Genomic DNA, 275 nt, shown 5'->3' on the forward strand with positions numbered 1-275 from the left:
GTTTTTGATATAAATTTTTGATATCAGAATCAATATCTTCTGTTACTTAAAATCAAAATATATAGCCTCAGTTTAATTTAATAAAAACTGAGGCTATATATTTTATTAATAATTACTCTTCTTCTGCCATTTCTGTTTTAATAAAATTCTCCAGCTGGTTGACTGCTTCAATTTCGTCCTCACCATCTGCTTTAAGAGTAATTTCTTTTCCCTGGCTGATTCCCAGACTCATTACTCCCATTATGCTTTTAGCATTTACTTCCTTGTCTTCAAAC

The 275-nt window shown here is 30.2% G+C and carries 1 protein-coding gene; it reads right to left on the bottom strand.

Annotated elements, in window-relative coordinates:
- Nucleotides 1–112 precede the first annotated feature (112 nt).
- Nucleotides 113–275: HPr family phosphocarrier protein (locus V0R37_RS22130; RefSeq protein WP_420376563.1), on the bottom strand; the 163-nt coding region annotated here is incomplete at its 5' end.

It is taken from the genome of Pollutimonas rozaliensis, assembly GCF_048751585.1.
Classification (GTDB): domain Bacteria; phylum Pseudomonadota; class Gammaproteobacteria; order Burkholderiales; family Burkholderiaceae_B.